The organism is Lentzea aerocolonigenes, from assembly GCF_000974445.1.
GTDB lineage: Bacteria > Actinomycetota > Actinomycetes > Mycobacteriales > Pseudonocardiaceae > Lentzea > Lentzea aerocolonigenes.
This window is the reverse complement of record NZ_BBOJ01000037.1, coordinates 40,813-64,122: the sequence shown is the minus strand read 5'-3', so window position 1 is coordinate 64,122 and position 23,310 is coordinate 40,813. Positions and strand designations below refer to the sequence as shown.

Annotated in this window: 25 protein-coding genes; 14 read left to right on the top strand and 11 right to left on the bottom strand. The window is 69.7% G+C overall.

Annotated elements, in window-relative coordinates:
- Nucleotides 1-32: 32 nt before the first annotated feature.
- On the bottom strand, nt 33-740 hold the full coding sequence (locus tag AOM45_RS46160; protein ID WP_051784678.1) for a protein phosphatase 2C domain-containing protein: 708 nt from the start codon (nt 738-740) through the stop codon (nt 33-35).
- Nucleotides 741-801: 61 nt separating this feature from the next.
- Here AOM45_RS46160 and AOM45_RS46155 point away from each other — a divergent pair, with 61 nt between their 5' ends.
- Together AOM45_RS46155 and AOM45_RS46150 are read left to right on the top strand one after the other, a co-directional pair.
- The gene (locus AOM45_RS46155; RefSeq protein WP_030473166.1) at nt 802-1,011 is read left to right on the top strand and encodes a helix-turn-helix domain-containing protein; all 210 of its coding nucleotides are present in this window, start codon (nt 802-804) and stop codon (nt 1,009-1,011) included.
- Nucleotides 1,008-1,535 (top strand): Clp protease N-terminal domain-containing protein, encoded by a 528-nt coding sequence (locus AOM45_RS46150; RefSeq protein WP_236704080.1) that lies wholly within the window; start codon nt 1,008-1,010, stop codon nt 1,533-1,535. The genes AOM45_RS46155 and AOM45_RS46150 overlap by 4 nt, the downstream gene beginning before the upstream one ends.
- Here the strand turns inward: AOM45_RS46150 and yczE are convergent.
- Nucleotides 1,501-2,139, bottom strand: coding sequence for a membrane protein YczE (gene yczE, locus AOM45_RS46145; protein ID WP_030473164.1), 639 nt, complete (start codon nt 2,137-2,139; stop codon nt 1,501-1,503). The two genes, AOM45_RS46150 and yczE, sit on opposite strands and share 35 nt — an antisense overlap.
- 61 nt (nt 2,140-2,200) lie before the next feature.
- Between yczE and yczR the strand changes: the two genes are divergently transcribed.
- The gene (gene yczR / locus AOM45_RS46140) at nt 2,201-3,637 is read left to right on the top strand and encodes a MocR-like transcription factor YczR (protein WP_051784677.1); all 1,437 of its coding nucleotides are present in this window, start codon (nt 2,201-2,203) and stop codon (nt 3,635-3,637) included.
- A 296-nt stretch (nt 3,638-3,933) separates the two neighbouring features.
- Here yczR and AOM45_RS46135 read toward each other — a convergent pair whose 3' ends face one another.
- Nucleotides 3,934-4,710 (bottom strand): hypothetical protein, encoded by a 777-nt coding sequence (locus AOM45_RS46135; RefSeq protein WP_030473162.1) that lies wholly within the window; start codon nt 4,708-4,710, stop codon nt 3,934-3,936.
- A gap of 251 nt (nt 4,711-4,961) precedes the next feature.
- On the opposite strand from AOM45_RS46135, the gene AOM45_RS46130 reads away from it, so the two are divergent.
- Nucleotides 4,962-5,801, top strand: coding sequence for a S8/S53 family peptidase (locus tag AOM45_RS46130; RefSeq protein WP_156094406.1), 840 nt, complete (start codon nt 4,962-4,964; stop codon nt 5,799-5,801).
- Here AOM45_RS46130 and AOM45_RS46125 read toward each other — a convergent pair.
- From AOM45_RS46125 to AOM45_RS46110, 4 genes are all read right to left on the bottom strand, one after another.
- Nucleotides 5,771-7,765: a CHAT domain-containing protein gene (locus AOM45_RS46125; protein WP_030473160.1), complete on the bottom strand. Its 1,995-nt coding sequence runs from the start codon at nt 7,763-7,765 to the stop codon at nt 5,771-5,773. The genes AOM45_RS46130 and AOM45_RS46125 overlap by 31 nt on opposite strands.
- Nucleotides 7,762-8,130, bottom strand: a complete 369-nt coding sequence (locus AOM45_RS46120) for a hypothetical protein (RefSeq protein ID WP_030473159.1) — start codon at nt 8,128-8,130, stop codon at nt 7,762-7,764. Before AOM45_RS46120 ends, AOM45_RS46125 begins: the two co-directional genes overlap by 4 nt.
- Nucleotides 8,127-8,657: an RNA polymerase sigma factor gene (locus tag AOM45_RS46115; protein WP_030473158.1), complete on the bottom strand. Its 531-nt coding sequence runs from the start codon at nt 8,655-8,657 to the stop codon at nt 8,127-8,129. The genes AOM45_RS46120 and AOM45_RS46115 overlap by 4 nt, the downstream gene beginning before the upstream one ends.
- Before the next feature lie 96 nt (nt 8,658-8,753).
- A complete protein-coding gene (locus tag AOM45_RS46110) occupies nt 8,754-9,917 on the bottom strand; it encodes a pyridoxal phosphate-dependent aminotransferase (protein WP_030473157.1) in 1,164 nt (387 codons plus the stop codon).
- A gap of 123 nt (nt 9,918-10,040) precedes the next feature.
- On the opposite strand from AOM45_RS46110, the gene AOM45_RS46105 reads away from it, so the two are divergent.
- Both AOM45_RS46105 and AOM45_RS46100 read left to right on the top strand, forming a co-directional pair.
- Complete coding sequence (locus AOM45_RS46105) at nt 10,041-11,183, top strand: RNA-guided endonuclease InsQ/TnpB family protein (RefSeq protein ID WP_174517973.1); 1,143 nt, start codon at nt 10,041-10,043, stop codon at nt 11,181-11,183.
- Between the two features lie 165 nt (nt 11,184-11,348).
- A complete protein-coding gene (locus AOM45_RS46100) occupies nt 11,349-12,545 on the top strand; it encodes a DUF445 domain-containing protein (RefSeq protein WP_081902740.1) in 1,197 nt (398 codons plus the stop codon).
- Here AOM45_RS46100 and AOM45_RS46095 read toward each other — a convergent pair.
- Nucleotides 12,518-13,003, bottom strand: a complete 486-nt coding sequence (locus AOM45_RS46095; protein WP_236704079.1) for a CGNR zinc finger domain-containing protein — start codon at nt 13,001-13,003, stop codon at nt 12,518-12,520. The genes AOM45_RS46100 and AOM45_RS46095 overlap by 28 nt on opposite strands.
- An 86-nt stretch (nt 13,004-13,089) precedes the next feature.
- Between AOM45_RS46095 and AOM45_RS46090 the strand changes: the two genes are divergently transcribed.
- The 3 genes from AOM45_RS46090 to AOM45_RS46080 are packed head-to-tail and all read left to right on the top strand — an operon-like array spanning nt 13,090 to nt 16,549.
- Nucleotides 13,090-13,614, top strand: coding sequence for a PadR family transcriptional regulator (locus AOM45_RS46090; protein WP_030473153.1), 525 nt, complete (start codon nt 13,090-13,092; stop codon nt 13,612-13,614).
- Nucleotides 13,611-14,300 (top strand): ABC transporter ATP-binding protein, encoded by a 690-nt coding sequence (locus AOM45_RS46085; protein ID WP_030473152.1) that lies wholly within the window; start codon nt 13,611-13,613, stop codon nt 14,298-14,300. Before AOM45_RS46090 ends, AOM45_RS46085 begins: the two co-directional genes overlap by 4 nt.
- Complete coding sequence (locus AOM45_RS46080) at nt 14,297-16,549, top strand: FtsX-like permease family protein (RefSeq protein WP_051784674.1); 2,253 nt, start codon at nt 14,297-14,299, stop codon at nt 16,547-16,549. Before AOM45_RS46085 ends, AOM45_RS46080 begins: the two co-directional genes overlap by 4 nt.
- Here AOM45_RS46080 and AOM45_RS46075 read toward each other — a convergent pair.
- Both AOM45_RS46075 and AOM45_RS46070 read right to left on the bottom strand, forming a co-directional pair.
- Nucleotides 16,485-18,500: an NACHT domain-containing protein gene (locus AOM45_RS46075; protein ID WP_236704078.1), complete on the bottom strand. Its 2,016-nt coding sequence runs from the start codon at nt 18,498-18,500 to the stop codon at nt 16,485-16,487. The two genes, AOM45_RS46080 and AOM45_RS46075, sit on opposite strands and share 65 nt — an antisense overlap.
- Nucleotides 18,501-18,571: 71 nt before the next feature.
- Nucleotides 18,572-19,639: a methyltransferase domain-containing protein gene (locus tag AOM45_RS46070; protein WP_030473149.1), complete on the bottom strand. Its 1,068-nt coding sequence runs from the start codon at nt 19,637-19,639 to the stop codon at nt 18,572-18,574.
- Nucleotides 19,640-19,757: 118 nt separating this feature from the next.
- Here AOM45_RS46070 and AOM45_RS46065 point away from each other — a divergent pair, with 118 nt between their 5' ends.
- From AOM45_RS46065 to AOM45_RS46045, 5 genes are all read left to right on the top strand, one after another.
- Entirely contained in the window at nt 19,758-20,135 is a 378-nt protein-coding gene (locus AOM45_RS46065) for a helix-turn-helix domain-containing protein (protein WP_112275143.1), read from the top strand.
- Between the two features lie 5 nt (nt 20,136-20,140).
- A complete protein-coding gene (locus AOM45_RS46060) occupies nt 20,141-20,800 on the top strand; it encodes a RelA/SpoT AH/RIS domain-containing protein (protein ID WP_030473147.1) in 660 nt (219 codons plus the stop codon).
- 130 nt (nt 20,801-20,930) lie between these two features.
- Nucleotides 20,931-21,206 carry a DUF2516 family protein gene (locus AOM45_RS46055; protein ID WP_156094408.1) on the top strand — a complete coding sequence of 92 codons (276 nt, stop codon included), beginning with the start codon at nt 20,931-20,933 and terminating at the stop codon, nt 21,204-21,206.
- Entirely contained in the window at nt 21,203-21,859 is a 657-nt protein-coding gene (locus tag AOM45_RS46050) for an alpha/beta fold hydrolase (protein ID WP_174517975.1), read from the top strand. The genes AOM45_RS46055 and AOM45_RS46050 overlap by 4 nt, the downstream gene beginning before the upstream one ends.
- Nucleotides 21,860-21,868: 9 nt before the next feature.
- Nucleotides 21,869-22,417, top strand: a complete 549-nt coding sequence (locus tag AOM45_RS46045) for a type 1 glutamine amidotransferase domain-containing protein (RefSeq protein ID WP_030473144.1) — start codon at nt 21,869-21,871, stop codon at nt 22,415-22,417.
- A 27-nt stretch (nt 22,418-22,444) separates the two neighbouring features.
- On the opposite strand, the gene AOM45_RS46040 is transcribed toward AOM45_RS46045, so the two are convergent.
- Nucleotides 22,445-23,197, bottom strand: a complete 753-nt coding sequence (locus AOM45_RS46040) for a MerR family transcriptional regulator (protein WP_030473143.1) — start codon at nt 23,195-23,197, stop codon at nt 22,445-22,447.
- Nucleotides 23,198-23,310 lie beyond the last annotated feature (113 nt).

Here is a 23,310-nt window from a genome sequence, read left to right as displayed (position 1 = left end):
AGCCCCGCAGAACGCTGCGGGGCTTCTTTCGTTCATGGGATCAGGCGCGCGATCGCTTGGTCGTCGTGCGTTTTGAAGCGGGGCCAACGCTTGTGCTCCGAATCACCGAGTTCTGCTTCGCGGATTCGGTCGAGCGCTTCGCCCAGCGGCATTTCCGCGAGTTGCTCCCACGAGAAGAGCCCGTACTCGGACACTCCACATGAGACACCGTCTGTGAGAGCGATCACTTTCCTGATCTCCGCACGCGGCCAGCTCGCCGTCCGGGCCTGATGTGCCGCAAGGGGTTCGGCCTCCGCCACCCACCAGCCTCCCGGCTTGTTCTTGTGCGCCAGGATGTCCGGGCTCACCGGCCGCAGGTCCTCGAGCCGGGTGTCGTCGAGGACCTGAGTGGTCTGTCCGAACGCGACGACCGGGGTGTCGCACAGCACGAGGGCGTCGATCGTCTCGTCGTTCCAGCGCACGATCGCCGCGGTCGACGACGGTGCGTCGCCGGGGACGAGGTCGTGTGCCGCGGCGAGGTTCGCGATCGCCTGTGCCAGCAGGTCTGTCAGCGGGTCCGCCGCGGTGATCAGCTGGGCCAGTTCGTCGGCGAGTTTCGTGGCGTACCAACCACCGTTGCGGTCCGGCGGCCGGGTCCGCGAGGTGACGCCGTCGAGCACGACGACGGCGTTCGGCAGCACCCTGATCCGATCCTCGGTGACTCGGCCCGGAGCCCCCTGCTCGGCGGTCTCGATCTTCACGGCTCCACCGTACGTGTCAACTTCGATTGACGAATCGGCGTTGTCAACGTACGTTGACATCATGACTGAAGCGACGGATCTCGCCACAGCGGCTGGAGACCGCGACCCGAAGGTCGGGTTGCGGGCCGTCAGCGCGTTGCGGCGGCTGCTCGAACATCTGGAGGCCGCCCAGGTCCGCAGTGCGCGGGCCCAGGGCTGGTCGTGGCAGGACATCGCGGCGGAGCTCGGGGTTTCCCGCCAGGCGGTGCACAAGAAGCACGGGGGTCGATGATGGTTGGCGAGCGGTTCACGAAGGAGGCCCGCGAGGCCGTGAAGGCCGCGGTGCGGGAGGCGGAACGGGTCCACGCCGCCGAGGTCGGCGTCGAGCACCTGCTGCTCGCGTTGCTCGACGCGCCGGTGCTCACCGGGTTCGACCTGCCGAGGGACGAGCTGGAGACGGCGTTCCGCGACTACCGGCGCAAGGGCGGTTTGACCAAGGCCGACGCGGAAGCGTTGCGGGGCTTGGGGATCGACGTCGACCAGGTGATCGACTCGGTCGAGCAGTCGCTCGGGTCCGGTGTGCTGCGACCGGGGCCGCGCCGGCGGTGGTTCGGGATGCCGCTGGAACCCGCGTTCAAGAAGGCCCTGGAGAAGTCGTTGCGTGAAGCGCGCGACCTCGGCCACAACTACCTGGGTTCCGAGCACATCGTGCTGGCCCTGTTGCAGGGCAAGGGAATCGTGGCCGAGGTGCTGACCGAGCGAGGCGTCACCTACGAGGAGATCAGGAAACGGGCTGCGAGCGCTCGCGCCACGTGAGCGCGGGCAGGAACAGCTGGGTGAGCGGGCCGATGCTGACGGCGTAGAGGATCGTGCCGACGCCGACGGTGCCGCCCAGCAGCCAGCCGGTGCCGAGCACCACCAGTTCGATGACGGTTCTGGTGAGGCGCAGGGAAACGCCCGTGCGGCGGCAGAAACCGGTCACCATGCCGTCGCGCGGGCCCGGCCCGAGCCGTGAACCGACGTACGCCGCGAACGCGACGGCGTTGAGCACGATGCCGAGCGTCAGCAGCACGATCCTGGGCAGAAGTCCTTGCGGCGCAGGGACGATCGAGAGCGTCACGTCCACGCTGACGGCGATGACGACGACGTTCGCGATGGTGCCGATGCCGGGCTTCTGCTTGAGCGGGATCCACACGAGCAGCACCAGCACGCCGGTGATCGCGGTGATCAGGCCGAAGCTCAGGCCGGTGCGTCTGGCGAGGCCCTCGTGGAGCACGTCCCACGGATCGAGGCCGAGGGTCGAGCGGATGTGCAGGCCCATGCTCGCGCCGTAGAGCCACAGACCTGCGAAGAGCTGGGAGAGACGACGGGTGGGCGCGATCCTGACGGGCAGCTGGTGGAGTGCGGTCAACGTGGCCATGTGGCCATACTGGGTTGTGATTGGCCTGGTAATCCATAGCCAATTCGCGATAATTGGCCTCATGCTCCCACCAGGTGGACGTGTATCGGGTGCCCGGCTGGCCCGGCTGCTCGGGTCGTGGCGTCGCGGCGGTGCCCGGCAGGGGTCGGCCGACCTCGCCGCGGCGCTGAAACTGCTGGTCGCGGACGGCCGGCTGCCCGTCGGCACCCGGCTGCCGTCCGAACGCGAGCTCACCGACGCGCTGCCGGTGAGCCGCACCACGATCACCGCGGCGCTGGACCAGCTGCGTTCCGAGGGGGTGGTGGAGTCGCGGCGCGGAGCCGGGTCGTGGATCAACGGGCCCGTCGGTGGCGGTGGTGGCATCACCGGCGTCGACGACACGTTGATCGACCTGTCCCGCGCCGCGCCTCCCGCGTTGCCGTCGGTGCGGCTCGCGATGGAGGTCGCGATGACCCAGATGCCGGAGCACCTCGCCTCGCACGGGTACGACGAGCGCGGGTTGCCGGTGCTGCGGCAGCGGATCGCGGACCGGTACGCGGCGCGCGGGCTGCCGACCTCGCCCGACCAGATCGTGGTGACGTCCGGAGCGCAGCACGCGTGGGCGTTGGTGCTGCGGCTCTTCGTCGGACCGGGTGACCGCGTGCTGGTGGAGCAACCGAGCTACCCCAACGCGCTGGAGGCGGTGCGGGCGTCGTTCGGGATCCCGGTGCCGGTGCCGATGCTGGCCGACGGCTGGGACGTCGACGGGTACGAGGCGGCGTTGCGGCAGGCGGGCCCGCGGCTGGCCTACCTGATCCCGGACTTCCAGAACCCGACCGGACTGCGGATGTCCGCCGAGTCGAGGGAATCGCTTTCTGCGGTGCTGCGCAAAGCCCGCACGCCACTGGTCGTCGACGAGACCCTGGTGGAACTCGCGCTGGACGGGTCGGAGGCGCCGTTGCCGATGGCCGCGTTCGGCGGGGACTCGGTGGTGACCCTGGGATCGGCGAGCAAGTCGCACTGGGGCGGACTGCGGATCGGCTGGATCAGGGCGTCCGAGGAGATCGTGCACCGGCTGCTGTCGACGCGGGCGGCGATCGACCTGGGCACGCCGGTGTTCGAGCAGCTGGTGCTGGCTGCGTTGCTGGAGTCGCCGGAAGTCGTTCTGGGCCAAAGACGTGCGGAGGCTCTGGCGCAACGGGACGTGGCGGTCGCGGCGTTGCGCGAGCATTGTCCACAGTGGAGCTTCGAGGTGCCTTCCGGCGGGCTCGGGGTGTGGTGCACGCTCGACGGGCCGGTCAGCACGCGGATCGCGGTGGTCGCGCAGAACCACGGTCTGCGGCTCGTCCCCGGTCCCCGGTTCGCGGTGCACGGAGGGTGCGAGCAGATGCTCCGGGTGCCGTACACGCAGTCGGCCGAAGTGCTTCGCGAAGCGATCGGCCGTTTGGGTGTGGTGGCTGCATCTGTTGCAGGAACAGGATTCCCGGCGGATGCCGACCTCGCGGTACCGGTCGCGTGAGACACGTCGGCCCGGTCTCCCGCAGCGGTGGAGACCGGGCCGACGAACTTGCCACCGGGTGGCCTGCGGCGGGGAACGTCCCAGGGATTGACGTCCCCCGTCCGCAGGTTTCCCGTGCGGTCCGAGACTGCGGGGGCAGCGCGGTGCTCGGACCAGACCCGACCTGCCAGGGCGCGGTTGGCAGGTCAGGAAGACTGGGTTCCTTGCGTACAACGGGAAATGCGTGGAGGAGTTACTGGCGCGACGCCAACGAGAGGGTCACAAATCGCGCAGAGGGCAGACTTGTCCTGTCGGACTCAGTCGGGTGACGTGCTCGGGAGGCCGGGCAAGCTGCCCGGTGAGCGACCGTCGCGACGCTCCTCGACCGACCACGTCGTGGGAGGGAAGAGCGAGTTGTGCGACGTCAGAACGGCGAGCACGCCGCGCGTGCCGCCGGAGTTGTCGGTGTGGCCGGACGACGCGGAGGCCGTGGCGACGACGGGTGCCTGCTGCGGCGCGGGCAGCGGAACGTCGTGGCCGGGCACGGTCCAGGTGAGGTCGCTCACCGGCGCCGGCTCGGTCTTCACGGGCGCGGCAACCGGGACGTCGGGCAGCAGCGGCACGGCCTTCTTGACCGGGACCGCGGCGGGCGGTGCGGGCGGTGGCGGTGGCGGAGGCAGTTCGGCGGCGGCCTTAGCGGCCTTCTTCGCGGCGCGGACCTGCGCCTTCGCCTGGATCACCTCGGGTGGCGCCTCGTTCGAGACCGAACCCGAGCGGGTGTTGCCCTGCGAGCCGCCGCTGAAGTCGAGGACCGGGCCCTCGTCTTCGGTTTCCTGGGGCTCTTCCGGCTTCGTCACGACCGGCGGAGGCACGAACGCGGCCCTGTTGTGCCGCTCGATGACGGTCGCGGTGAACGCCTGGGCCCAGCCGGCGGGGTCCTCCCGCAGCTGCGGAATCTCGACGGCGATCTCGACGGCCGGCGGTTCCTCGGGGCTGGCGGACGCGTTCGTCCCGCTCAGCAGCCAGGCGGCGGCGGTCAGCCCGCCGAGCGCAGCGGCCCGCAGCAGCAGTGCACCAGCTCCACCACCTGCCACAGGATCACCACCGTCCACCGTTCAGGTCACCGCCAACGCACAGCGCCGTCGGAGGTCGACGTTGAGCTATGTCTAGCACTGGTGAGTGGCTTTGCGAACCAACTCCGCACAAAACACTCGGAAGGGCGTTCTCGTGCGGCTGTCCGTGTTGCCCTGATCAGGCATGAACACCGTCAGTGTCGTCATCGGATCGAGTGACATTGCCGGTTGGTCCCCTGTGGACCGTGTCGCGGCGGGGGATGGTGTCCGTTGTGGACACGCCAAAGCAGGTCAACAGCCTCTCTGAGCTGGTCGATCACGCCTCCAGTGCCCTCGGCCCGGTGCTGGCGCACGACGTCGCGGGCCCGAACGAGTGTTTGGTCCGTTCGGGGGAACTGATCGTCTTGCCAGCGGACGCACCCACTGTGCGCAAGCGCTTGCGCGGCGTCTACTCGCACGAGGAGATCGCGTCGGGCGCCATCCGCATGTACACCAAGGCGTCCGAACGGGCACGTGTCGTCGACATCGCCCGTGAGGTCGGCGCCGCCCCGAACCACGTCCATCTAGCCTGCCCGATCATGATCGGCACCTCGCGCCCGGTGATCGGCACCCGCCTCCCCGAGCTCCTGGGCGAGGGCACCGTCGCGTTGCTGGACACCCCTCTCGATGCCCCGCACGGCTCGTTGGTCGCCGGGGTCCTGCGGCACCACGGCGCCTCGGTGCGCCCGTTCCCGGTCCTGACGGCTTCAGGCTTCGGTGACGACCTGACCCTCGCGGCCGCCCTGCGCGCCACCCGTGACCTGCCGGTGGTCCTGGTTGCCTCGGGCACGTACTCGTTCAACGACGAGTGCCCTCCCGTCCTGGCGGCGTGCGGCCGCAACGTGGTGGCGGCGGCGGGCAACGGAGGCTCGTCCCGCCCGTGGTGGCCCGCAGCCTTGCCCGCCGTGACCGCGGTGGGGGCCTCGGCGTCGTTCTCGGGCCGCGGGCCGTGGGTGAACGTCGTGGCGGACGGGGTCGACGTGCCGGCCACGGTCGGATCGTCGCAGCTGCTGTGCACCGGCACGTCGTTCGCCGCCGCGCTTCACGCCGCCACCCTGGTGCCCGTGCCGTAACAGCTGAACCCGAGGTGCGCGACGGCCCGCGCGGCTCGTGCGGGGTGGCCGATCAGGCGGTGCACCTCGGTCATGGCCGCGCAGACCTGGGCGTCCGGCACCGGCAGCACGCTGGCGATCACCGCTCGGGTGCCGGCGTCGAGGAACGTTCTGGCGAGGCCTGACTCGCAGGCGGACAGCACGACGATCTCGGGCGGGTGCGCGATCCTCGCGATGTCGTAGCCGTAGAGGGGGCCGTCGTCCAGGTCCAGGTGGGAGAAGAGCGGGTTCTCCGGGTGGACGTGACCGTGGGCGGCGATGTGGGCGATGCCGGCGCCTTCCAGTCCGCGCAGGGTGTCGTCCACAGTGGAATTGATGATTTGGCCGCCGTATTTTTGGTGCAGTGCTGGCACTTCGTCGTGGTGGAGCTGTGGGCCGGTGATCCAGACTCTTCGGCCGCTACGGCTTGGCGGGTGCCAATGGCGCAGCGAAGGGATGACGTGCACCAGGTTGGTGTGCGCGGCCCACGGCATGTCGTGGAGCACTCCGTCCGGAACCACGATCACTTCCTCGGCGTCGGGAAGCAGGTCGAACTCGGGCACGCGCCTGCCCGCGGCGAGCGCCAACCTGCTCTCCCGCACCAGTTGGTCCGGATCCGGGAGGGTGTGCAGGCGGGCCCGTCCGCCGACCACGGTCACGGCTCGCATGAGTCCACTGTGGAGGCTGAAGCTGATCAGCGGCAGATCCGGTGCGACAGCTGCCTTCTGGAGGCGGCGAGGACGCGTGGCGAGCGCTGTCCTGCGGACCTCCCGCTCCAACGCCTCGACTTGGCCTCCGAGCGCGCGGGCCTGGCGCAGTGCCGTGAGTGCCCGTGCGAGTTTCGTGTTCGGTGGCGGCAGCGGTGATGTCCTCCGGTGCTGCTCCGACCAGTCCAGCACCTCGCGCGCCGTCCGTGCGAGCCCGAGCGCGTGCCCGGTCAGCTCGCGGCGCGGCCAGTCGCCGTGGTGCTCGTCGAGCACCCTGAGTCCGGCCCTGCACGCCGCCAACGCACCCCGCCGGTCCGACCGGCGTGCCTGCGCGAGCCAGCCGAGCGCCCGCGTCTGCACCGGCCCGCGAAACCGGTGCGCCGCAACGGCGTCGAGCTTCCCGGCGGCGAGCATGAACTCGACGTCCGAACCTCCGATCCGCACCGCGGGCCCCGGATCTCCGTCCCTCAACGCACACCGAGCACTCAGCACCGCCAGCTCGGACACCTCTCGTCCGCACCGCTTCAGGAGACGTTCCGCGGGTTCCAGCACGCGGCGGGCCTCCGCCGTGAGACCCGCGGCCAGCAACGCCTCCGCCCTGTCGACGAGCGCTTCCGGCCGGCTCGTCGAGTCGAGCCCCGCCTTCGCCGCGTCCTCGTACCGCCGCAGCGCGAGCGGCAGGTCACCGGCGAGCATCGCGACGAATCCCCTGTTGTGCAGGCACATCGCCGCGCGCCCGGGTTCGCCGATGGCGTGCAGCACCGTCTGCGCGGCGGCGAAGTCGGCCTCCGCCCTGGCGAGCTGCGTGGCGTTGCACCGCGCGATCCCCCTGCCGACCAGCGCGTTGGCCAGCCAGCGTTCGTCGCCGTACCGCCGCAGCTCCCTGATGACCGCGGTGAGCTCGCCGATGGCGAGTCGCGGCTCGGCGCAGAGGTGGAGTCCGCGCAGGCACCGCGCCCTCGCCAGCTCGCGGCCGCGGAGGTGCGGCGTGGCGAGGTCCAGGTGGTGGAGGCTCTGCTTGCGCCGGCCGCGGTCCAGGTCGATCCACGCCAGCGTCAGCCGGAACCGCGCCTCGCCGGTGAGCCGCAACCCGCGCCGGGCGAGCCGGGCGGCGACGTCGAGGTGGCCGAGCTCGACGTGGGCGACGCTCAGGTTGTGCAGAGCGTCGGCGCGCTGGGGTTTCGTGCCGCGGACGTCGGTCGTCGCGATGGTGGCCCGCGGATCTGCGCTGGCGCTCATGCGACGAACCACCCGGTCGTGAGACCCAGCTCGGGCACGGTCACGCACACCGGCCCCGGCCTGACGTCGGCACGGAACCAGCCATCGGCGTCCGGGCGGAGCGTCTGGGTCGTGTCGGGCTCGCGGACCTCGACGGAGACGGCCTCGTCCAGCACGCCGGTCAGGCGCACGCCTGCGTGAGAAGGGCCGAGCTGCAGGTACATGCGGCCGGAGCCGACGTGGAACGCGAGCTGCCGGGACGGTCCGCGGACGGGCTCTTGGACGGGCTCCATGGGGTCGAGGCCGGTTGGGCGCGGGGTGAGGGCTGGTGGTGGCGCGTCCTCGCGGAACAGGTCGGCGATCTCGTCGAGCAGCGAGTCCCTCATCGCCAGTCCTCCAGCTTCCGCCGCAGCTCAGCGAGGCACCGGCTCCGCGTGGACCCAACGCTCCCCACCTTTATCCCCAGGGCGTCCGCAACCTGTGCATAACTCAGCTCCGGGCTGTGGGCAGCGATCCTCAGCAGCCGCTGGCACCGCTCGTTCAACGTTGTCAGCGCCGACCACAGCCGCCGCTGCCTCTCGTTGGTCAGTGCGACCTCGTCGGGCGTCGGCGCCGTCGACTCCGGCTCCCACAGGTCCAGCAGCACCTCGCGGCCGCGGGCGCGCAGCACGGTGATCGACTGGCGGGTGGCGGTACGGACCAGCCACCGGGCCAGGTGCTCCGGTTTGCGGATGCGGGTGAGGTGTTCTGCCAGGCAGAGCCACGTGCACTGGTAGACGTCGGCCGCGTCGGCGTGGCTCAGGTGGAACGATCTGGGCACCGACCAGACCAGCCGGGAGTAGCGCTCGACGAGGGCGTCCCAGCCGCAGAGCCCGGAACGCCAGCCTTCGAGAACCTCTGTGTTCGAGTCCATGCCATTTGGAGTCGAACCCCGGCGTGAAGGCTCCAAGCCTCACCCGAAAGTGGGTTGTCCACAGGTGTGGAGAAACCTGTCCACACCTGTGGACAACTACAGCTTGTGGAGTCGTTCCACCGCTTCGTCGATCACCGCGTCCTGCTTGCAGAACGCGAACCGGATCAGGTGCTGCCACTGCTCCGGGCGGTCGGTGAACACCTGGACCGGCACCGCGGCGACCCCGATCCGGGCCGGCAGGTCGCGGCACAGGGCCCAGCCGTCCGTGTAGCCGAGGGGGCGGACGTCGGCGCAGATGAAGTACGTGCCCTCCGACGACCGCACCTCGAAACCGGCCGCACGCAACCCCTCGGCCAGGCGCGCGCGCTTCGAGGCCAACGAGTCGCGCAGCTCGCCGACCCAGTCCAGTTCCGCGGTCAGCGCGTGCGCCACGGCGGGCTGGAACGGCGCCCCACCCACGAAGGTCATGAACTGCTTGGCCGCGCGCACCGCCGACACCAGCTCCGCGGGGCCGCACACCCAGCCGATCTTCCAACCGGTGCAGTTGAACGTCTTGCCGGCGCCGGAGATCGACAACGTCCGGGCGGCCATGCCGGGCAGCGAGGCCAGCGGGATGTGCGTCAGGCCGTCGAACACCAGGTGCTCGTAGACCTCGTCGGTGATCGCCAGCAGGTCGTGCTCGACGCACAACGCGGCGATGGCTTGGAGCTCCTCCAAGCGGAAGACGGTCCCGGTCGGGTTGTGCGGCGAGTTGACCAGGATCGCCCGCGTCCGAGGCGTGACGGCCGCCCGCAACGCGTCCACGTCGAGCGCCAGCCGTCCGGACTCGTCCTCGCGCAGGCCGACGGTCACCCGCGTGGCACCGGCCATCGCCACGGAAGCGGCGTAGGAGTCGTAGTACGGCTCGATGAGGATGACCTCGTCACCGGCCTCGACCAGGGCCAGCAGCGACGCCGCGATCGCCTCGGTGGCGCCCACGGTCACCAGGACCTCGGTGTCCGGGTCGTACGAGAGCCCGTACCGCGAACGGTGCTGCGCGACGGCCCGGCGCAGCACCGGCATGCCGGTGCCGGGCGGGTACTGGTTCACGCCGGACGCGATCGCGGACTGGGCGGCCGCGAGCATCGACGCGGGACCGTCGGTGTCGGGAAAACCCTGACCGAGGTTGACGGCGTCGTGCTGCACGGCCAGCGCCGTCATCTCCGCGAAGATGGTCGACGTGAACGGCTGCAACCGAGGGACTAGCGCTGGTACCCGCACAACGCAGGATCTTCACCTGAATCTCGTGTCGAGGGAAGCCTGACGCTTCGAGGGCGCAGGAAATCACGTTTGCCCCCGTACTCAGAGATCGACGCCTCGAACACGTGTTCCAAGATCGGTCGAGTGAAGGTCGTGGTGCAGGTCCGCCTGCTGCCGTCCGCTGTCCAGGCGGCGGCGCTGTTGGAAACCCTGCACGCGTGCAACGCAGCTGCGGACAAAGTCTCGAAGATGGCGTTCGAACGAGGCGTGCACTCCCGCAACGATCTGCAGAAACTGGTGTACGCGGACGTGCGGGGATTCGGTTTGGGAGCCCAGGCCGCCGTGCGGACGATCAAGAAGGTTGTCGACGCCTGTGCCAGCCTGCAGGCGAGCATCCGAACCGGGAACCTCGCCGGGCCGCGTCGCCGGAAAGCCGAGGGCAAGGCGATCAGGTTTCGCAAGGGCGCGGCACAGCCGTTCGACGACCGCATGCTCTCTTGGCGCTACGACGCGCGGACAGTGTCCATCTGGACGACGTCGGGCCGTTTGAAGGGTGTCCGCATCGTCGGACACCCAGCCCAACTCGACAGCCTCAGGTCGCATCGCCGAGGTGAGACCGACCTGGTCCGGAGAGACGGCAAGTGGCTGCTGATCGCGACCTGTGAGGTGCCTGAACCGGAGCCGGTGGTGCCGAGCGACTGGATCGGGGTGGACCGCGGAATCGTCAACCTGGCCACCACGTCGGACGGCACGAACTTCCAAGGTCTCCGGTTGCGACGGTATCGGCGGTGGCAGGAGAGAAAGCGCGCCGAGCTGCGGGTCAAGCGGACCAAGTCGGCGACTCGCCGTCTTCGCCGGCGTGCTCGGCGGGAGCATCGCCACGTCACGAACGTCAATCACGTCATCGCCAAGAAACTGGTGGCTGTCGCGCAGCGCACCGGGCGCGGTATCGCCCTCGAGGATCTCAGGGGCATTCGCAACCGGGTACAGCTTCGTCGTGACCAGCGAGCCATCCGCTCTTCTTGGCCGTTCCACCAGCTCGGCGCGTTCATCGCGTACAAGGCGAGACGCGCCGGTGTCGTGGTGATCACTGTCGACGCCCGCTTCACCTCGCAGATGTGTCCTGGTTGTGGACACACAGCGCGCGACAACAGACGTGATCGTGATCGGTTTTGTTGTCGCCGGTGCGGCTTCGCTGGGCCTGCTGATCACGTCGCCGGGATCAACGTGCGAAACCGTGCACGCTCGGCGTGGGTACTTGTCAACGTGCCCGAACCTGCCGCCTGAAGTCGGGAGGTTGATGCGGCCCGTCCGTCACATCCAGTGGCGGCGGAGAACGCGATCTCGGTTTGGAGGAGCTGAGCGCCTTCAAGGTCGAGAAAGTTGACGGACAATGGCTGTGTGGAGCAACTGACGGCTGCTGACCAGCAGAAGCGCACCGACCTGCGCAAGATGAAGGTCGTCGCCACGAGCTTCCTCGTCGGCGCCACGGTCATCTTCTTCGGCACGCACGCGTTCGAGGGCGCCTGGGTCGGGTACGTGCGGGCCGCCGCGGAGGCCGGCATGGTCGGCGCGCTCGCCGACTGGTTCGCCGTCACCGCCCTGTTCCGGCGGCCGCTGGGACTGCCGATCCCGCACACCGCGATCATCCCCACCCGCAAGAACATGTTCGGCAAGACGCTCGGCGACTTCGTGGGCGTCAACTTCCTCAGCCCCGAGGTCGTGCAGGACAAGCTCAGACGAGCGGGCATCGCCGAGCGGGCCGGTGCGTGGATCAAGCAGCCGGACAACGCCGAGCGGGTCACCAACGAGCTCGCCAACGTCATCAAGGGCGCGATCACCGTGCTCAGGGACGAAGAGGTCCAGGCCGTCGTCGAGCACGCGATCGTCAAGCGCGTCACGGCTCAGCCCTGGGGGCCGCCGCTCGGCAAGCTGCTCAACCAGGTGCTGACCGACGGCGCTCACCACAAGCTCGTCGACCTCATGTGCGACCGCGCCTACGAGTGGGTGCGGGACAACTACGACAAGGTCAGCCTGATCGTCACCGACCGCGCGCCCACGTGGTCGCCCAAGTTCGTCGACTCGCTGCTCGGCGACAAGGTCTACACCGAGCTGGTCAACTTCGCCTGGGCCGTGAAGACCGACGTCAACCACCCGATGCGGCTCGCCGTGGACCACTTCCTGCTCGAGTTCTCCACGGACATGCAGAACGACCCGTCGACCATGCAGCGCGCCGAGCAGGTCAAGCAGCAGGTCATCAACCACCCGGACGTGCAGAAGCTCATCAACAGCGCGTGGGGCACGGCGAAGAAGATGCTCATCGACGCCGCCGAGGACCCGTCCAGCGAGCTGCGCCGGCGCGTCACGCAGGGGCTGATCACGCTCGGCACGAACCTCACCGACGACCCCGAGCTGCGCGCCAAGGTCGACGGCTGGCTGGAGCAGGCCGCCGGGTACGTCGTCAGCAACTACCGCGCGGAGATCACCACCCTGATCACGGACACGGTCGAGCGCTGGGACGCCGAGGAGACCTCGCGCAAGATCGAGCTGCAGGTCGGCAGGGACCTGCAGTTCATCCGGATCAACGGCACCGTGGTCGGCGCGCTGGCCGGTCTGGTGATCTACACCGTGGCCAACGCGCTGTTCTGAGCGCGCGTTCGTTTTCGGAACGTGCGTGCCTTCTCGCGGTTGCCACACACCTGCATCGAGCACCACGTGCGCGAGCGGTTGCGCGAACGGTCGAAGAACGCCCGCAGGCAGTCGTCGGCAGGACAGATCTTGAAGCGCTCCCAGGACCCCAGCACCGCTAGGCGCGCGGAGGCGGCCAGCACCGCGCCCAGCGCGTCCGAGCTCGACAGCACCGGGACGCCGTCGGTCAGCTCGACGTGGACGACACCCGCCGCGGTCTGAGGGCCTGACGACCCTTCGATGGACGACCGCAGCGCCGCCCGCGCGGCGCGCGCCTGTGCGATTTCACTGCTCCGCCCGAGGCCGCGTTCGGTCACCCAGGCGCGCCAGGAGGCTTCACTGTCCAGTACGTGTCGAGTGTTCAGGAAGTCGAGCAGCAGCTCGACGTCGTGATCCCAGCCGACAGTCAGACCAGTCACCCCACCACTGTAGGCGCCACGGCGGTTGCCCGTCAGGGCATCCGGGGAATGCACTCGGTGTATACATCGTGTGTATAGTGCCTCCCATGTCGATCGGACACGCACTGTTGGGCCTGCTAGAAGGCGGTCCAAGGCACGGATACGACCTGAAACGCGCCTACGACGAGCGCTTTGGTCAGGACCGCCCGTTGCACTACGGCCAGGTGTACTCGACGTTGTCGAGGCTGCTGAAGAACGGCTTCGTGACCGAGGCGGGCGTCGAGGCGGGCGACGGTCCGGAGCGCAAGCGGTACGCGATCACGGACGCCGGCGTCACCGACGTCGAGCGCTGGCTGAGCACTCCGGAGAAGCCTGAGCCGTACCTGCAGAACACGCTCTATGCCAAGGTGGTGCTGGCCCTGCTGTCCGGCCGCAGCGCCACGGAGGTGCTCGACGCGCAACGCGCGGCGCACCTCACCACGATGCGCGAGCTGACCAGGCGCAAGGCCGACGGCGACCTCGCCGACCAGCTCATCTGCGACTTCGCCCTGTTCCACCTCGAAGCCGACCTGCGGTGGCTCGAACTGACCGCCGCGCGGCTCGACCAGCTGGCCGCGGAGGTCGCGCGATGAGCCTGTTGAGGGCCGAGGGCCTGACCAAGTCGTTCGGCAGGACGCACGCGCTCGACGGCGCTGGCATCACGATCCGCGAGGGCGAGGTCGTGGCGGTGATGGGGCCGTCGGGGTCGGGCAAGTCCACCCTGCTGCACTGCCTCGCCGGCATCCTGCCGCCGGACAGCGGCACGGTGCACTATCGCGATCATTCTGGCAGCGACCGCGAGCTGACCTCGATGAACGACGGTGAGCGCAGCGAGCTGCGGCGCACCGAGTTCGGGTTCGTCTTCCAGTTCGGCCAGCTCGTGCCGGAGCTGACGTGCCTGGAGAACGTCGCGCTGCCCCTGCGGTTGAGCGGCATGAAGCGCAAGGACGCCGAACGGGCGGCGAAGGACTGGATGGCCAGGCTGGAGGTCGACGCCGTCGCCGACCAGCGCCCCGGTGAGACCTCCGGAGGCCAGGGCCAGCGCGTCGCGGTCGCCCGCGCACTGGTCACGGGCCCGAAGGTGATCTTCGCCGACGAACCGACCGGCGCGCTCGACTCGCTCAACGGCGAACGCGTCATGCACCTGCTCACGACCGCGGCACGGGAAACAGGCGCCGCCGTCGTGCTCGTCACGCACGAACCACGCGTCGCCGCCTACTCCGACCGCGAGGTCGTGGTGCGCGACGGGCGTTCGCGTGACGTGGAGTTCGCACGGTGAACCGCACGCTGCGTCCATCTGTTCTGGGCGACCTCACCCTGGGCGTCCGGCTGGCTGTCGGGGGCAGCCGGAAGTCCTGGGTGAGGCTCGCGCTCCAGGGCGTCGGCATCGGCCTCGGCGTCGCGTTGCTGCTGTTCGCCGCGTCGCTGCCGAACGTGCTGGACGGGCGGAGCGACCGCGTGGCCGGCCGGGAGATGGTGACCGAGGGCAGCGGACCGGCGCCGTTGCTGGTGGAAGACGACTTCCTCGCGTTCCGCGTCGACTACATCGGCGGCTACTACCTCAACCCGCGGACGCCGGACGCGCCCGTACCGCCGGGCGTCGACCGGCTGCCGGGTGACGGCGAGATCTTCGTGTCGCCCGCGCTCGCCCGGCTGCTCGCCGAACCGCGCGGCGAGCTGCTCAGGCCGCGCTTCCCGCAGAAGGTTGTCGGCACCATCGGCCAGGCCGGCCTCGAGAACCCGAGCGAGCTCCAGTTCTACGCCGGCGACACGAAGATCAAGGACACCAGCGCCGGCGTCTACGGCTGGGGAGTCCCGCACCGGCGCGGCGGGCTGGATCCGATGCTGTGGCTGCTCAGTGTCGTCGGCCTGGTCGTGCTGCTGTTCCCGGTAGCGGTGTTCGTCGGCGTCGCCACGAGGCTCGCCGCGGCTCAGCGCGACCGCAGACTCGCGGCGTTGCGGCTGGTCGGCGCGGCCGCGAGCCGGGTGCGGCTGATCGCTTCCGGTGAGTCGCTGGCCGGTGCGCTGGCCGGGCTCGTGGTCGGGTTCGGGATCTTCTTCGCGGTCCGGCCGTTCGTCGACCGGATCTCCATCGCCGAGCTGTCGGCCTTCCCGGACGAGGTCATGCCGACGCCGGTGCTGACGCTCACCGTGATCGTCGCCGTGCCGGTGCTCGCGGTGGTCACCTCGCTGGTGGCGATGCGCCGCACGATCATCGAACCGCTGGGCGTGGTGCGGGACCAGAAGCCGGTCCGCCGCCGCCTGTGGTGGCGGCTCGTGCCGGTGGCGATCGGGGTCGCGCTGCTCGTCAGCCAGATCGGCACGTTCACCCGCACGGAGAAGCCCGACGAGTGGCCCGTCGTGGGCGGCATCGTGCTGCTGATGCTCGGCATCCCGGTGCTCCTGCCGTGGCTGGTGGAGCGGGTCGTGTTCCTGGTGAAGGGGCGCACTCCGGCGTTGCAGCTCGCGGTGCGGCGGTTGCAGCTCGACAGCGGCACGGCGGCTCGCGTCGTCGGCGGGGTCGCGGTCGTGCTCGCGGGCACCGTGACGTTGCAGATGGTCCTGGCCGGCGTCGAGGGGGAGGTGCAGACGAGGGAGAAGAAGCAGTCCTCCTTCAACTACCTCACCGTCACCGCGAAGGAAGGCTCCGACGCGGATGGAATCGCCGCGGCGCTGGAGAAGAGCAGGGCCGTGACCGCTCTGCACCGGGTCGAGGCGGCCTGGGGACAGGTGGGCACTGGTGGTTGGGTGGGCCTCAACATCGGCCCCTGCGCGGCGTTGACCAAGCAGGCGTCCATCCCCGACTGCAGGGACGGCGAGGTCTACGCCGTGCGCGAGTCCACCGGGCGGCCGGCCGCTCAGCCCGGTGACGTCGTGACGTTCCGGCGCTCGGACGCGAAGTGGACCGTGCCCCCGCTGGAGGTGGTCGACGCCGGCAGCGGGACCGCCGACCTGTTCGTCACTCCGGCCGCCGCACGTGGCCTGGTGTCGTCCAACTCGGAGTTCCTCGCCGTGCTCGACTCCTCGGTGCCGGATGCGGTCGAGCACGCGCGCAACGCCATCGCGGGCTACACCTGGCAGACGTACACCTACTCTCCCAGCGGCCCGTACGACGGGAACGAGGCGGAACGGGTGTTCGGCGTGGTCCGCCGCGCGCTGCTGACCGGTTCGCTGCTCACGTTGCTCGTCGCCGCCGCGTCACTGCTGGTCGTGGCGCTGGAGCAGGTGCGGGAACGCCGCCGCCCGCTCGCCGTGATGGCCGCGAGCGGGGTGCCGCGCGGCACGCTGGCCCGCTCGTTGCTCTGGCAGAACGCCCTGCCGCTCGCGATCTCCACGGTGGTGTCGCTGGCCACCGGCATCGGGCTGGGGGCGCTGGTGATCCGGGTGTTCGGAGCGGAGGTCGCGTTCGACTGGGCGGGGATCGGGCTCATCACCGGGATCGTGGTGGGCCTGACCTTCGCGGTCACTGCTCTGACGTTGCCTTCGCTGAGAAGGGCGACCGGAGCACTTGGCCTGCGGACCGAGTAGTCACCTCGTGCTCTGCCAGGCGGTCCTGCACCAGTCCGTGCCGGAACTGGTAGCAGGCTCCCGCCCGGCAGAGCACGCCGAGCTTGCGCGCGTCCTCCAGGAAGACCATCAGCTCCCAGGGCAGCTTTCCGCGCAACGCCAACCAGATCCGCGCGACGGTGAACCACCACCAGCGCAGGTGCAGCACGGCGAGCGCGAACCCGAGCATCAGCCCGGACGCGAGTCCCAGCCCGACCATGCCGGTCTGGCCGGGACCGAACACCAGTGCCGCCGCCGAGCCGAAGACCACCGCCAGCACCAGAGATCCGGTCCACACGGCGATCCGGTCGCGCGCCATCGTCCACTGAGGACTGGAAGCCTGCTGGAGCTCGGCGGAGCTCGACAACGCGAACCGCAGCGCGACCGCCACGGCGCACCCGAGTCCGACCACGAGCCCGGCGGAAAGCCCGTACAGCGCACCGAAGACGAGCCCCGCGGCGAGGCCGAGCACGCCGGGGACGAGCAGGAGGCTGCGCCAGATCCCCAGGCGCGGCTTGATCTTGCGCTCCTGCGACGCGGTCAGCGCGGCCGCGCCGACCGCGATGCCCGCGACCAGACCGGTGATCGGCGCGAGCGACGGCGTGATCGAGTACGCCATCAGCCAGCCGACGCCGAACCCGCCGATCGCGCCGAGCACCAAAGCGCCCAGCAGCGCGAGCCAGGTGCTGCCGACCGACCGCCGCAGCTCCCACCAGGCCAGCTCGCGGATGCCGCGGTCGCGCATCTCGTGGGCGAGGAACTCGAGGAAGCGGCGGGCCCTGTCCCGCGGCCAGACCTGCGTGGCTCCGGCGTGGTGCGCGAACGCCCTGTTGCCGAACGCGCGTGACACCAGCTCGTCGCAGAGGTGGTCGGAGATCGCCCGCGCGTCGGGGAAGCGGCCGCGGTCGAGCAGTTCGGTCGGCTCGGCCTCGTTGTCCGCGTAGACCATGCTGGCGAGCCACATCGTGAGCGGGGTGGAGAGCGCGTCGGCGAGCCTTCCGTCCGGCTCCTCGCGCAGGTGGATGAACACCGGCTCCCACCGCGCCGCGCCCACGCTGTCCGCGCTCGCCCGCAGGTAGCCGGCGACCTCGTCCAGGTCGAGCGGGGCCAGTTCGACGACGTCGGCGCCGGGCAGCGGGCCCACCAGGTGGACGGTCTGCTCGTACTCGGCCGTGCGGCAGGTCAGCACCAGCGGGCGGTTGCCGAACGCCTTGGTGATCCGCGTCAGCGCGTCCGCGCGCTGGTGGCCGGGGATGTCGTCGAGGCCGTCCAGCACGGGCAGCACGAGGTGCTGTTCGACCAGCAGGTCACCGGCGTAGCTGCCGTACAGCTCGGTGTTGCGCAACGCCGGATGGTCCTCGTACAGCCGACGGGTGAGCCACGTGCGGATGTCCTCGACCGCCGGGTTCCACGTCGACAGCGGCAGCAGGACCGGCACCATGCCGCCGTCGTAGCGGTCCAGCAGGCCGCACGTCAGCAGCATCGCGACCGTCGTCTTGCCGGTGCCCGCCTCGCCGAGGACCACCATCCTGCGGTTGATCTGCCGGGTGAACGCGCCCACCACCGCGTCGCTGCGTCCCGGCGGGGCGTCCGGCTCGTCGCTCACGTCCAGTTCCGGGGCCGTCCAGTGCAGGTCGAGCACGTCCGGGTCGGTGAGCCCGCGGGACCGGACCTCCTCGTTCCACTGCGCCTGCAGGCCGACGGCGAGCGCCCGGCACGCGGCGTCGAGGTGCTCGTCGCTGCTCAGCTCCGCGTTGTGCCTGCGCTTGACCCACGGATCGAGCACGGCGAGCAGGCCCAGGAACGCCAGTGCGAGCACGATCAGCCACACGTGCGGGTTGATGCCGTGGTCGGTCACGAACAGACCGGCCGCGGTGAGCAACGCGGTCAGCACGCAACCGGCCAGCAGTGCCTGCTGGCGGAACTTGGACATGCGTCGCATCATGACGCACCGCATCCGCCCGGGGTCGATTCAGTGACCCGTGTCGTCACGTTCGTTCAGGATCACAGACGCCACCTGTGCTCGCCCAGAGTCAGGAACTGGCCGTCGGGCCCGATCGTGATCCCGAAGTGGTGTCTGCGCGGTTTGCCCAGATCGTGCCACTCGCCGACGGCCTCTTCCACGACGTCCCACAACCTGCGCGGGCCGCCCTGGTCGACGTGCGAGCCGCGGTGGTGCACCCACGACCCGTCCGCGTGCGCCAGCCAGTCGCGACCGGCGACGACGCCCGGCAGCGCGATGCCCGCGAAGAACTCGAACGGGCTGGTCGGGTCGACCACGGTGTCGAGCGGGAGCTTGGTGGTGCGCCGGTCGAACGGGCCCTCGCCGGCGAGCGCGGGCGGGTGGGCGTGCGCGCGCAACGGCATGAAGCGGCCGTCCTCGATGAGCACGCGTCCCTCGCCGGTGCCGTCGCCGTTGGACGTGATCTGGACGAGCCCCGCGCCGATGGGCCGGTGCAACGTCGTGACGACCAGACCGCCGGGGCTGGTCTGCTCCAGCCAGGCGGGCGGGACCGTCGCGACGGAGCAGGTGGCGAGCAAGCGGTCGTACGGTGCCCGGTCCGGATGGCCGAGTGCGCCGTCGCCCGTGATGCAGGTGGGGAAGAAACCGTTGGCGTGCAGGTGTTCGCGCGCTCGCCGGGAGATGTGCGGGTCGACGTCGATCGTCGTCACGTTGCCCGAACCCACCGCGTGGCACAGCAGAGCCGCGTTGTAGCCGGTGCCGGTGCCCACCTCGAGGATCTTCTGTCCTCTGTGGACGTCCAGGGCCTCCAGCATGATCGCCATGATCGTGGGCATGCTGGACGAGCACGTCGGTGTGCCGCCGGTCACCGTGTCGTCGCCGTCGAACTGGGTAACCCACACCCGGTCGGCGTAGACGAGTTCCAGCCAGTCCGGGTGCTTCGCGGTGACCTGTTCCCAGTCGCCGTCGTGCAGCTGGCGGTAGAAGCGCGGCAGGAACTCGTGGCGTGGAACCGCACGGAAAGCCTTGAGCCACTTGGAATCGCGCAGCACGCCATCGCCGAGCAGGTGGTCCGCCAGCTCGGCGCGCAAGGCTCCGGGGTCGTCCATGTCACCTGCAACGGTATCGCTGTGGCGGAGCACACGCAGCTGTTGCTAGCAGGGTGCTTGCAATAGTTAGCACTCGGGTCTAACGTTGTTGGTGGCACGAGGAACGGGAGCGGGAACAGTGGACAAGTCCATCGACAAAGCAGTCGCGGACCTCGGCCGCAACATCGGTGAGTACATCCGCGAACAACGCAACAGCGCGAAGATCTCCTTGCGCGAGTTGGCGAAGCAAGCTGGTGTCTCCAACCCATACCTCAGCCAGATCGAGCGAGGACTGCGCAAGCCGTCCGCGGAGATCCTTCAGCAGATCGCCAAGGGCCTGCGCATCTCGGCCGAGGTGCTCTACGTCGAGGCCGGGATCCTCCAGCAGCGCGAAGGCGGTGCGTTGGCGGACGCCATCGTCGCCGCGACCGATCTGACCGAGCGGCAGAAGCAGGTGCTGCTCGACGTCTACGAATCTTTCAGGCGGGAGAACGCCGCCAAGAACAAGGAGGAGTGATCTCCATGCCGAAGCTCACCCAGGACGACGTCCGCAAGGCCGCCGAGCAGGGCGCGCACGCCGCGCGTCAGGCGCTGCTCGCCGCCCTCGGCGCCGGTGACCTCGCCGCCAAGGCGGTCGTCGAGGCCCTTTCCAAGGCCAAGGAGCGTGCTGAAGAGGCCCGCACCCAGGCTTCCGACATCCCCACCGAGCTCAAGGACCTGCGCGAGAAGCTGCAGCCGGCCGAGCTCAAGAAGCTGGTCGACGCCTACACCGCCTCCGCGGTGAACCTGTACACCTACCTCGCCGAGCAGGGCGAGCAGACGCTGGAGCAGATCAAGGCCCAGCCGCAGGTCAAGCAGGCCGTCGAGCAGGTCGAGCACGCCGTCGAGGTCGCGCAGAAGCGCGCCGAGTCCGCCGCCGCCGACGCCCGCGTCCTCGCGGACGACGTGCTCGGCAAGGTGACCCGCCGCACCCGTTCGGTCGGCGAGAAGGTCGCCCACGAGGTCGAGGAAGGCGCCGAGAAGCTGGCCGAGGAGATCGTCGAGGTCGGTGGCGAGGCCGCGCACGAGGTCCGCAGCACGACCCGCAAGGCCGCGAACCGCACCGCGCCGCGCAAGCCGGCGACGACCACCCGCAGCACCACCGCGGCCAAGAAGACCACCACGACGAACACCACCAAGTGAGTCGCTGAAGTCTCCTTCAGAGGGGAGCGTGCCGCCCGGCACGCTCCCCTCTTCGCACGTGTCCACGTAGTCTGGGTGGGTGTTGTTCTTCGACCTGCCACCCGACTGGAGCTTCTGGTACCTCGACAGGATCGCGTACCTGCTCGCCGACCTGGTGTTCACGGTCGTCGCGCTGTTCGCGTTCTTCCACGCGCTGCGTCAGCGGGTGGACGCGTACACAGCGGCTGAGCGCATGACCAAGCCCGCGTGGCTCGGCATCACCGGAGGTGGGCTGGCCGCGATGCTGCTGTTCTCGCCTGGCGGCGTCGGTTCGATCTTCTGGCTGGCCGGGCTCGTCGCGGTGCTCGTCTACATGGTGGACGTGCGGCCGAAGCTGATCGAGGTCCAGCGCGGCCCCCGTTGGTGATCACGCACTCCTACGGCTCCGGTTCGCCGGTGACGCTGGTCGCGCACGGCCTCGGCGCGACGCCGGGCGAGGCGCGGATCCCCGCCTCCGGGCTGCCGGGCACCCGTGTGGTCGTGACGCTGCCATCGCATGGTGACGCCCCGGACGCGCCTCCCGGTTATTGGGACTACGGCCGGATCGCGGCCGATCTGGCGACCGTTTCCGCTGATCAGGCCGTTGGCGTGTCGCTGGGCGCCGGAGCGCTCGTCCGGCTGCTGTCGCTCGAACCAGATCGTTTTCAACGGGTGGCGCTGCTGCTCCCGGCCGTGCTCGACCAGCCGCGGACGCCGTTCACCCTCCAGCAGCTCTCCGACCTGACCGTCGGACCGCCGATCTACGTCGCCGAACGCCGGGCCGCCCTGACCCGCCTGGAGGCCGCCGCCGAGCAGCTGCCGGGCCAGGTGGCCGTCGCGGACGCCTCGCTGTTGTCGGACGTGCAGATCCCCGTGCTGGTCATCGGGGCCGTGGGCGACCCGCTGCACCCCGAGGACGTGGCGAAGGCGACGGCCGCGGCGTTCCCCGGCGGCGAGCTGTGGCTGATCGACTCGTCCTCACCGATGATCACGCACCGCGCGGAGATCCGGCACAGATTGGTCGACTTCTTCGGCGGGTAGCCGAAGTGCATGGCCGAACAGAAGAAGATCGCATTCCTGGTCGACACGGAGGGCATCGAGCAGGTCGAGCTCACCGACCCGTGGGCGCACGTCGAGAAGGCCGGCGGGGTGCCGCGCCTGCTCGCACCGAAGCTCGGTGAGGTCCGCGGCTTCAACCACCTGACGCCTGCCGACACGTTCCCGGTCGACACCACCTACGCCGACGCTGATGTGAACGACTACGACGGTGCCGTGATCCCCGGTGGCGTGGCGAACGCCGACTTCCTGCGGATGGACGCCGACGCCGTCGAGCTGGTGAAGGCCCTGGTGGCGGCGGGCAAGCCGATCGCGTCGATCTGCCACGGGCCGTGGTTGCTGGTCGAGGCCGCCGTGGTGCGCGGCAAGATGCTGACCTCGTTCCCGAGCCTGCAGACCGACATCCGCAACGCGGGCGGCGACTGGGCTGATGAAGAGGTTCGCGTGTGTGACATGAACGGGTGGACGCTCGTGACGTCGCGCAATCCCGACGACCTGCCGGCGTTCAACCGCGAGGCGCTGAAGGCTTTCGGACTTGACTGACCGGGGTCTGCAGCCCCCGTTCAGCTCTTAGAGACGCGTCTGCGCGTAGTGCTTCATCGCTGCGTTGGTCCACTCAGCAGTGCCTTCGGCGTGGGCGTCCAACTGCGACTTGAACTCGTCCTCGAGGTACAGGTCCGCGAGTCCCGAGTAGGACTCCCGGTTGGGCGTCCAGCTGAGGCAGATCCACCGGTGGTGCCGGTCGATGAGCTCCTGCGTCTCGGGGGCGTCCACCGGCGTGTTCGCGGTGAACAGCTCCGTCGCCCGCGTGACGATGTCCTGCCACTCCTGCAGGAACCTGTCGGCGTCGGCCTTCGTGGCACCCTGCCAGCGCTTCTTGCTGCTGGCGATGTGCTCCTTCACACCGTCGCCGAAGCGGTCGACCAGCTGCGCCTCGTACTCCTTCTGCTTGGCGGCGTCGAAGCCGTCGAACAGTTCTTCCATCTTCACCTCGTCCCCTCCTTCCAGTTCTTCGATCGTGCGCGCGACGGTGGTGGCGAGCCGGTCCAGCCTGCGTCGTTCGTCCTGCAGCCACCGGTGGTGGTTGCGCAGGACCGTGAGCTGGTCCGTGCCGTTCAGCACCTCGGCCACCACGTCGAGGCCCAGACCCAGGTCGCGCAGCAGCAGGATCTGCTGCAGGCGGTGGACCTGCTCCTTCTCGTAGTAGCGGTAGCCGTTGTCACCGATCCAGGCCGGTGGCAGCAGCCCGATCGAGTCGTAGTGCCGCAGCGTCCTGGACGTCACCTGCGACATCCGGGCCACCTGGGCGATCGACCAGGCCATTTCGGTTCCCCCTTCGCGCTCTGTTCAGACCGTAAAGGTTGACGCAGCGTCAAAGTCAACGCGACTTTTCAGGGTTACGCGGGAGCCCCGCGTACTCACCAGCGGTACGCGGG

Bases quoted from the DNA above. Each gene is read 5' to 3' on its own strand.
- AOM45_RS46045 (WP_030473144.1), top strand. From the start codon at position 21,869: ATGGCCGAACAGAAGAAGATCGCATTCCTGGTCGACACGGAGGGCATC.
- AOM45_RS46155 (WP_030473166.1), top strand. From the start codon at position 802: ATGACTGAAGCGACGGATCTCGCCACAGCGGCTGGAGACCGCGACCCG.
- AOM45_RS46070 (WP_030473149.1), bottom strand. From the start codon at position 19,639: ATGGACGACCCCGGAGCCTTGCGCGCCGAGCTGGCGGACCACCTGCTC.
- AOM45_RS46100 (WP_081902740.1), top strand. From the start codon at position 11,349: ATGAAGGTCGTCGCCACGAGCTTCCTCGTCGGCGCCACGGTCATCTTC.
- AOM45_RS46150 (WP_236704080.1), top strand. From the start codon at position 1,008: ATGATGGTTGGCGAGCGGTTCACGAAGGAGGCCCGCGAGGCCGTGAAG.
- AOM45_RS46125 (WP_030473160.1), bottom strand. From the start codon at position 7,765: ATGAGCGCCAGCGCAGATCCGCGGGCCACCATCGCGACGACCGACGTC.
- AOM45_RS46060 (WP_030473147.1), top strand. From the start codon at position 20,141: ATGCCGAAGCTCACCCAGGACGACGTCCGCAAGGCCGCCGAGCAGGGC.
- AOM45_RS46120 (WP_030473159.1), bottom strand. From the start codon at position 8,130: ATGAGGGACTCGCTGCTCGACGAGATCGCCGACCTGTTCCGCGAGGAC.
- AOM45_RS46075 (WP_236704078.1), bottom strand. From the start codon at position 18,500: ATGTCCAAGTTCCGCCAGCAGGCACTGCTGGCCGGTTGCGTGCTGACC.
- AOM45_RS46040 (WP_030473143.1), bottom strand. From the start codon at position 23,197: ATGGCCTGGTCGATCGCCCAGGTGGCCCGGATGTCGCAGGTGACGTCC.
- AOM45_RS46085 (WP_030473152.1), top strand. From the start codon at position 13,611: ATGAGCCTGTTGAGGGCCGAGGGCCTGACCAAGTCGTTCGGCAGGACG.
- yczR (WP_051784677.1), top strand. From the start codon at position 2,201: ATGCTCCCACCAGGTGGACGTGTATCGGGTGCCCGGCTGGCCCGGCTG.
- AOM45_RS46090 (WP_030473153.1), top strand. From the start codon at position 13,090: ATGTCGATCGGACACGCACTGTTGGGCCTGCTAGAAGGCGGTCCAAGG.
- yczE (WP_030473164.1), bottom strand. From the start codon at position 2,139: ATGGCCACGTTGACCGCACTCCACCAGCTGCCCGTCAGGATCGCGCCC.
- AOM45_RS46115 (WP_030473158.1), bottom strand. From the start codon at position 8,657: ATGGACTCGAACACAGAGGTTCTCGAAGGCTGGCGTTCCGGGCTCTGC.